The organism is Allobosea sp. TND4EK4 (genome assembly GCF_900156025.1).
Lineage (GTDB): Bacteria > Pseudomonadota > Alphaproteobacteria > Rhizobiales > Beijerinckiaceae > Allobosea.
Map to the genome: position 1 here is coordinate 50,538 of NZ_FTMO01000018.1, position 7,537 is coordinate 58,074.

Below are 7,537 nucleotides of genomic sequence, written 5' to 3' on the forward strand. Positions count from 1 at the left end.
CTGGCGAAAGGCGCTCACTGCACCAGGCGCGGGCCGCTTTGGCCAGGGTTCTCGTTCTCGCCGAGGATTCCGAGACGGCGAGCCACCTCCGAATAGGCCTCGATCAAGCCGCCCATGTCGCGGCGGAAGCGGTCCTTGTCCAGCTTGTCCTTGGAGCGGACGTCCCAGAGGCGGCAGCAATCCGGGCTGATCTCGTCAGCGACGACGATCCGCATCATCTCGCCCTCCCAGAGCCGGCCCGTCTCCATCTTGAAATCGACGAGGCGGATGCCGGCGCCGAGGAAGAGACCGGAGAGGAAGTCGTTGACGCGGATGGCGAGCGCCATGATGTCGTCGATCTCCTGCGGAGTCGCCCAGCCGAAGGCCGTGATGTGCTCTTCCGAAACCATCGGGTTCTTGAGCGCGTCGTTCTTGTAATAGAACTCGATGATCGAGCGGGGCAGCTGCGTGCCCTCCTCGAGCCCGAGCCGTTCCGAGAGCGAGCCGGCGGCAATGTTGCGGACCACCACCTCGAGCGGAATGATCTCGACCTCGCGGATGAGCTGCTCGCGCATGTTCAGCCGGCGGATGAAATGCGTCGGAACGCCGATGTCGTTCAGGTTCGAGAAGATGTGCTCGGAAATGCGGTTGTTGAGCACGCCCTTGCCGTCGATGACTTCGTGCTTCTTCGCGTTGAAGGCAGTGGCGTCGTCCTTGAAATGCTGGATCAGCGTACCGGGCTCAGGTCCTTCATAAAGGACCTTCGCCTTGCCTTCGTAGATGCGACGGCGGCGATTCATGGGGATGTACCGTGGCTTGAGGAAATCCAAAGGTCGGCCCTTCTCTGGACGCGATTGATCGCGGCGGGATCTGGCCCCTGATCATGTCGGCTCGGTGCCGGCTTGAAGCTGTGGCGCCGTAAGGCGCAGCATGCGGCTGCTATATGGAGCCTCTCGGCCGCAAACGCAACAAACCGGGCCTCTTGCGATGCCGACAGGCTTAAAGCGCGGATCGCGGCCACAGGAGGCTGGCTGGGGTCGGAAACACTCTCTATATAAGGAGAGACGACGCCATTTGCAGCTGCGTACAGGAGCAAGACGCCGCATGACCACCTTCGAACAGCGCAAGGACGCCTTCGAGAACAAGTTCGCCCATGACGAGGACCTGCGCTTCAAGGCCAACGCGCGGCGCAACAAGCTGCTCGGACTGTGGGCCGCCGAGAAGCTCGGCAAGAGCGGTGCGGATGCCGACGCCTATGCCAAGACGGTGGTGATCGCCGATTTCGAGGAGGCCGGCGACGAGGATGTGCTGCGCAAGGTGAAGAACGATTTCACGCTGGCCGGCGTCTCGGTGCCCGATTCCGAAATTCGCCGCGTGATGACCGAGCTGCTGATCCAGGCGGCCGAGGAGATCCAGGCCGGTCGCTGATCGCTGCTGCCGACGCAGATCGTGATTGAAACGGGCGCATGGGCGCCCGTTTGCTTTTTGGGCTCCCGCCTGCTCATCCTCTGCCCACCCGCCGGAACCAAGCGCGGGAAGTCTCAGGGATCAACGCATCATGGCCAAGCCCACCGTCCTGTCCTCGCTCGCCGATCGCTTCGCGCGGGGCGAGACCGTCGTCTCGGCCTGGTGCGGGCTTCCGGATGTCTCGACGGCCGCGATCCTGGCGCAGGAGGGCTTCGACGCCGTCACGCTCGACATGCAGCATGGGCCGATGCAGCTGGGCGACGCGATCCGCGCGATTCCGCTGGTCAATGCGGCCGGCAAGCCAGCCATCGCCCGCATTCCCGTCGGCGAATTCCAGAACGTCTCGAAGTTGTTCGATTCCGGCGCCTCGGGTGTCATCGCGCCGATGATCAACACGATGGAGGATGCGCGCACCTTCGCGGCCTATGCGAAATATCCGCCGATGGGCGAGCGGAGCTGGGGCAGCTATGGCGGGCTGGGGGCGTCCGGGCTCGACCCCAACGCCTATCTGCGCGAGGCCAACGGCTTCTCGATGTCGTTCGCGATGATCGAGACGCGCGAGGCGATGGCGATTCTCGATGATATCCTGGCGCTCGAGGGAATCGACGCAGTCTTCGTCGGTCCTTCCGATCTCTCGATCGCGCTGTTCGACGGGAAGCGGGTCGATGCGACCGCGCCGGAAGTCGACCAGGCGATCAAGCACATCGTCGCCCGCGCCTCGGCCGCCGGCAAGCCGGTCGCGGTCTATGCGCCCTCGGCCGAGCGGGCCAAGGCCGCGCTCGATCTCGGCGCGCGGATGGTCACCGTGATGAGCGACACGGCGATGCTGCGCTCGGCGGCGCAGGCCGCGCTCAAGGTCGTGCGCGCTTGAGCAGTGCTCACGCGTCGATGCCTTCGCGCTTCTTGAGCACGGCATAATCCGCCCAGAGCAGGCGCGCAGCCACGCCGCGCCAGGGTCGCCAGGCCTCCGCCATCGCCGCCAGTTCCCCGGCCTTGGGCCGGGCCGGCAGGCCGAAGGCGTGACGCGCGGCCTCCTGCACGGCGAGGTCTCCCGCCGCGAAGCCGTCGCGGTGGCCGAGGCAGAAGAGCAGATAGACATCGGCCGTCCAGGGGCCGATGCCGGAAATCGCGGTGAGGGCGAGATGCACATCCTCCGCCGTCATGTCCTGCAAGGCTTCCAGAACAAGGCGCTTCTCGACAAGGGCGGCTGCGAGCGCAGCGAGGGCCCGCTGCTTCGGACGCGAGAGCCCCGACAGGCGCATGTCGTCATCGCTCGCCGCCAGGAAGCGCTCCGGCGTCAGCGGCACGAAGACGCTTGAGAAGCGCGTCCAAACAGCCCGTGCGCTGGCGACAGAGAGTTGCTGCGAGACGATGATGCTCGCCAGCCCGGAGAACCCGCCTTCGCGCAGCCGCAGAGGCGGAAGGCCGGTGCGGGCGACCAGCGCCTCCCAATGGGGATGAAGGGCAGCGAGCGCCGCCATGCCCTCCTCGAGATCGGCATTGCTGGTGATGCGAAGGGTCATGATCATCCGAGGTTGACGACGGGGCGAGACATGCTCCGTCAGCAGCGCTTGGTCGCGAGCCAGGCTGCTTCTAGAAGGAAGAGAGCTCAAGATCGCAACGATGGCCAGCATTCCACCCGATTCCCCTCAACCCGTCCTGCGCTTCGCGCCCAGTCCGAACGGGCGGCTCCATCTCGGCCATGCGCTGTCGGCGTTGACCAACGAGGCCATGGCGCTGCGGCTCGGCGGCCTGCTTTTGCTGAGGATCGAGGATATCGACCTGGGCCGGTGCCGCCCCGAATTCGTATCCGGGATCGTGGCGGACCTGGACTGGCTCGGAATTCGCTTCGATGGTCCGGTGCGACGGCAATCGGAGCATTTCCAGGATTACCGGGCGGCGCTGGCGCGGCTGAGCGCCCGCCGGCTCCTTTATCCCTGCTTCTGCTCGCGGCAGGACATCCACCGCGAGGTTGCGGCTTTCGAGGCTCGGAGCGGGCGGGCCTGTCCGGTGGATCCGGACGGCGCGCCGCTCTATTCCGGCGCCTGCAAGGCGATCGCGCCGGACGAGGCGGCGCGCCGGGCGGCGTGCGAGCCTCATGTGCTGCGACTCGACATGAAGGCCGCGCTGGCGGCCTCGGGCGAGGGGCTCGGTTACCGTGCCTTCGACAGTGAGGGCGGCGACCGCGCCGTCCCGGTCGATCCGGCCCGCTGGGGCGATGTGGTGCTGGCGCGCAAGGACGTTCCGACGAGCTATCACCTCGCCGTCGTTCTCGACGACGCGGCGCAGGGCGTGACGCATGTGGTGCGTGGCCAAGACCTGGAAGCCGCGACCGATATCCATGTCCTGCTGCAGCGCCTGCTGGGGTTGCCGACGCCGCTCTATCATTTCCACCGGCTGCTGCTGGACGAGGATGGGCGAAAGCTCGCCAAGAGCCGGGGCTCGACAAGCCTTGCAGAGCTCAGGGAGGCGGGAGAGACGCCGTCTTCGATCCGGCTGAGGCTCGGATTCGCCTGACGCGCCTCAGCCGACGCCGAGATAGGTCAGCCAGCCGGCGGTGGTGAACAGCGAGAGCAGCGTCGAGAGCGTGATCGCGCTCGATGCGTCGGCGACGCCCTGGCGATAGCGCTCGGCGAAGAGATAGGCGTTGATGCCGCAGGGGCAGGCGGCGAAGAGCACCGCGACGCCCGACCAGTGGGCCGGCATCTCGAACACCCGCGTCGCCAGCCAGAACACCAGGAGCGGGTGCAGCCCCAGTTTCAGGGCGCTCAGCACCGCCGGAAGGGCCAGGCCCGATTCCAGACCGTAGCGTCGCATCGCGATGCCGAGGCTGATCAACGCGCAGGGAACGGCGGCGGCGGCGAGCAGGTCGACGATCGTCCAGAAGGGCTGCGGGATCTGGCCGACGAAAGGCCTGACAGCTGAGCCGAGCAGGATGCCGATAATGATCGGGTGGCCGAAGAGGCGCCGCAGCAGCATCGGCACGGAAGTCGAGCGCCCCTCGGCCAGCAGCGTCGCCATGGTCATCGTCACCGGCAGATGCACGGCCAGGAGCAGCCCGAGCGGCACCGCGCCGGCATCGCCATAGGCCTTGAGGATCATCGGCACGCCGACGAAGACAGTGTTCGACTGGGCCGCGGCGAAGCCCGAAACCACCAGTTCCGGCCCCTTGCGGGCGAAGAAGCGGCTGGCGAGCAGCATCGCCAGTGCCCAGACCACGGCGAGCCCGGCAAAATAGGCGATCCAGTAGCCCCAGGGCTGGCTGTCGGGGATGTCGGCCTTGGCCAGCGTCCGGAAGAGCAGGCAGGGCACCGCAAGCACGAAGACGAAGTCGGACAGGCCCTCGCCCGTCGTCTCGCGCAGCAGCCTTGACCAGCGCGCGCCATAACCCAGCCCGATCAGCGCGAAGACCGGCAGGACGACCAGGAAAGAGGCGAGCAGGGCAGAGAGCATGAGCCGAGGATCTGCGGCGAAGGAACAGAGAAGGCGTTCCCCGCGGTGTCGATTCAGACCGGCCTTGTCAACTGCCCCACGCGGAGAAGGCGGCAACGCGCTCCTCCGTCATGCGTTCAGCGCAACTGGGCGACGGCGCCGCCAGCCTTCTCGATCAGCCCGCGGACCTCGTCGCGCTGGCGCTTGAATTCCGCCAGCATCGGGCCCTGCAGCTCGCGCCCGCGCGGCACGCGGATCTTCAGCGGATTCACGAAATTGCCGTTGACCAGCACCTCGTAGTGCAGATGCGGGCCGGTGGAGAGGCCGGTCGAGCCGAGATAGCCGATGACCTGGCCCTGGCGGACCTTGGCGCCCTTCACGATGCCGGGGGCGAAGTTCGACTGGTGCGAATAGGTGGTGACATAGCCGTTGGCATGCTCGATCACCGTGTGCTTGCCGTAGCCGGACGACCAGCCGGCTTCCCTGACGGTGCCGTTGCCGGCGGCGAGGATCGGCGTGCCGATGCGGTTCGCCCAGTCGACGCCGGTATGCATCTTCGAATAGCGCATGATCGGGTGATAGCGCATGCCGAAGCCGGAGCGCAGTTCGCCCTCGGCGATCGGCTTGCGCAGCAGGAACTTCTTCAGCGACTTCCCGTCATCGTCGAAATAATCGATCAGTCCGTCCTCGGGCGACTGGTAACGATAGACGCGGCGTGTCTCGCCATTGACGGTGAGGCTGGCGGAGAGGATCTCGGAACGCTCGCCTTCTTCCTCCTCGGTGAAGATCACCTCCAGATTGTCGCCGCCATGGACGCGCTGCTGGAAGTCGAGATCATAGGAGAAGATGCGCACCAGCTCGTCGACCAGCGGCCTGGGCAGATCGTGGCGGGCAGCGGTCTCGTAAAGGCTCTCATAGAGTCGGGTGCCGCCTTCGTTGTCCTCGTCCTCCTCGCCCTCGGCATTGCGGCGCTGGTTGCGCTGCTGCGCGGCGGCATCCTGCTGAGGAATGTTGAGCGCGACGAACTGGCCCTTGTCATTCATCGCGATGGTGCCGTCGGGCTGGCCGTTGGTCAGCAGCGAGACGCGCATGATCTGGCGCTGGTCGCCGGGCTTGGGCCCGGGCGCGTACAGCACCTGCAGCACCTGGCCATCGGGCAGGGCCGAGGTCTTCAGCCGGTTGCCGAAGGCCGACAGCATCGCCCGGATCTGCTCGGGCGGGGCGCCGGCGCTGCGCATCGTCTGCTCGAAATTCTCGCCGCGCCTGGCGAGCACGAGCTTGTCCTCGACCAGAGGCTCGCGCGAGGCCGGGATGGGCGTCTTCGGAGCGTTGGTCACGTTCTCGGGCACGACGCGCACCTCGATCCCCGAGAAGCGGGTGTCGTTGGTCGGCGCGTATCCCAGGATGTCGCCGCTCATCGGCGCGGCGCCAGTCAATGTGCGACTCAGCATGAGCTGCGGCGCGATCGGCAGGCTGCGCTGGCGTCCCGAATTGGCGTTGGCGCGCTCTTCCTCGATCTGGGAGATCACCTCGGCGTCGCTGAGGCGCGGCTTGGCCTCCGGGATGAGAATGTCAGCGAGGTCGCGCTTGACGATGGTGACGTCGGCGTCCGCGGTGTCCTGCACTGGTTCGGCATAGCGCTCGTCGGGCTGGCCCCCTTCCGCGAAGAGCCTGAGCGGATTGAAGGGCGGGATATTGCTCGCATAGACGCCGCTGGTCAGGGACAGGTTCGTCGCCAGCCTGACGAAGGGCCTGACCTTGATGACCTCGCGCGCGCCGACGCGTTGGGACATCGGGGCCCGCATCGCGTGGCGGGCGGACAGGACGGGCTGCTCGGCAACCACTTTGTCGGCCTTGCGGGCGCCGCCGCCATCGCCCGCTGCGGACGACGAGCGGATCTGCACCAGCTCCGGCTGCTCGGGATAGCTCGTATCGCCGCGCATCGCGACCAGGATGGCCGCACCCAGCAGGGCGGCGCCGCAGGAGCCGACGAGGGCGCAGGCAAAGAGCCAGCGCAACGAGACGCCGCGGCGATCGAGCGGCTGCTGGCGAGAATCGACGGGCTGGATCGGCGGTTCGATCCCGAGATCGACCAGAAGGGCCGCCGCCTCGGGGGCGAGCGGCTCGACCGGTTGCGCGAACTCGGGATGGGCGTTCATCGGTTGCTGTCTTGACCCTGATCGAAGACCCCGCTGGAGCGAGGCGGCCCGGAGCGCGCTCTGAACGACGGCGTGCCCGCACCATGCCCGTGTCGCGGGCCGGAATCAATCCGGCGCCCGGCGCGGGCTGCTGTGGAGGGGGATTGAGGCTGTTTTGCGAAGAACGACCAGCCCGGACGAAGAACCCTTGTGGCATGGAGGCGCGAACGTGCGCCCGCGCGTGGGGACCGGCCGAAAAGGGACTGGGTCGAGAGATCCGAAGATATGAGGCGTCGAAGGGCCGAGCGGCTGGCGAAGCCTGTCGGAAGCCCGCTCCCGCGAGGAGCGTGCGCCCCGTCTACGCACCCACCCGCGATGGCCACGGAGAGGAAAAACGAGCGCCGTCAAAAAAAGTTCATCGACCGTGTTGACATGCGAAAGGGGTGTCGCCTATAAACCGCCCATCGAGACGGCGCCGCCGCTGAGCGGCGCCTTCTTCTTCGCTTCCTGAGGGACTGGGG

Annotated in this window: 7 protein-coding genes; 3 read left to right on the forward strand and 4 right to left on the reverse strand. The window is 66.9% G+C overall.

Going from position 1 to position 7,537, the window contains the following annotated elements; translation table 11 throughout:
• Positions 1-14 precede the first annotated feature (14 nt).
• The gene (purC, locus tag BW981_RS18850; RefSeq protein ID WP_076442033.1) at positions 15-809 is read right to left on the reverse strand and encodes a phosphoribosylaminoimidazolesuccinocarboxamide synthase; all 795 of its coding nucleotides are present in this window, start codon (positions 807-809) and stop codon (positions 15-17) included.
• 274 nt (positions 810-1,083) lie between these two features.
• Here purC and BW981_RS18855 point away from each other — a divergent pair, with 274 nt between their 5' ends.
• The gene (locus tag BW981_RS18855) at positions 1,084-1,407 is read left to right on the forward strand and encodes a DUF1476 domain-containing protein (RefSeq protein WP_076442035.1); all 324 of its coding nucleotides are present in this window, start codon (positions 1,084-1,086) and stop codon (positions 1,405-1,407) included.
• Positions 1,408-1,537: 130 nt separating this feature from the next.
• Entirely contained in the window at positions 1,538-2,317 is a 780-nt protein-coding gene (locus tag BW981_RS18860; protein WP_076442036.1) for an HpcH/HpaI aldolase family protein, read from the forward strand.
• A gap of 7 nt (positions 2,318-2,324) precedes the next feature.
• Here BW981_RS18860 and BW981_RS18865 read toward each other — a convergent pair whose 3' ends face one another.
• Positions 2,325-2,969, reverse strand: coding sequence for a DNA-3-methyladenine glycosylase family protein (locus BW981_RS18865; protein ID WP_076442055.1), 645 nt, complete (start codon positions 2,967-2,969; stop codon positions 2,325-2,327).
• 100 nt (positions 2,970-3,069) lie between these two features.
• Here BW981_RS18865 and gluQRS point away from each other — a divergent pair, with 100 nt between their 5' ends.
• The gene (gene gluQRS / locus BW981_RS18870; protein WP_076442038.1) at positions 3,070-3,963 is read left to right on the forward strand and encodes a tRNA glutamyl-Q(34) synthetase GluQRS; all 894 of its coding nucleotides are present in this window, start codon (positions 3,070-3,072) and stop codon (positions 3,961-3,963) included.
• A gap of 6 nt (positions 3,964-3,969) precedes the next feature.
• Here gluQRS and BW981_RS18875 read toward each other — a convergent pair whose 3' ends face one another.
• Both BW981_RS18875 and BW981_RS18880 read right to left on the reverse strand, forming a co-directional pair.
• The gene (locus BW981_RS18875) at positions 3,970-4,899 is read right to left on the reverse strand and encodes an AEC family transporter (RefSeq protein ID WP_076442040.1); all 930 of its coding nucleotides are present in this window, start codon (positions 4,897-4,899) and stop codon (positions 3,970-3,972) included.
• A 116-nt stretch (positions 4,900-5,015) separates the two neighbouring features.
• Positions 5,016-7,037, reverse strand: coding sequence for a M23 family metallopeptidase (locus tag BW981_RS18880; protein ID WP_083712482.1), 2,022 nt, complete (start codon positions 7,035-7,037; stop codon positions 5,016-5,018).
• Positions 7,038-7,537: the final 500 nt, after the last annotated feature.

Coding starts and splice junctions, on each gene's coding strand:
- BW981_RS18855 (WP_076442035.1), top strand. CDS start 1,084: ATGACCACCTTCGAACAGCGCAAGGACGCCTTCGAGAACAAGTTCGCC.
- BW981_RS18860 (WP_076442036.1), top strand. CDS start 1,538: ATGGCCAAGCCCACCGTCCTGTCCTCGCTCGCCGATCGCTTCGCGCGG.
- BW981_RS18865 (WP_076442055.1), bottom strand. CDS start 2,969: ATGACCCTTCGCATCACCAGCAATGCCGATCTCGAGGAGGGCATGGCG.
- gluQRS (WP_076442038.1), top strand. CDS start 3,070: ATGGCCAGCATTCCACCCGATTCCCCTCAACCCGTCCTGCGCTTCGCG.
- BW981_RS18875 (WP_076442040.1), bottom strand. CDS start 4,899: ATGCTCTCTGCCCTGCTCGCCTCTTTCCTGGTCGTCCTGCCGGTCTTC.
- BW981_RS18880 (WP_083712482.1), bottom strand. CDS start 7,037: ATGAACGCCCATCCCGAGTTCGCGCAACCGGTCGAGCCGCTCGCCCCC.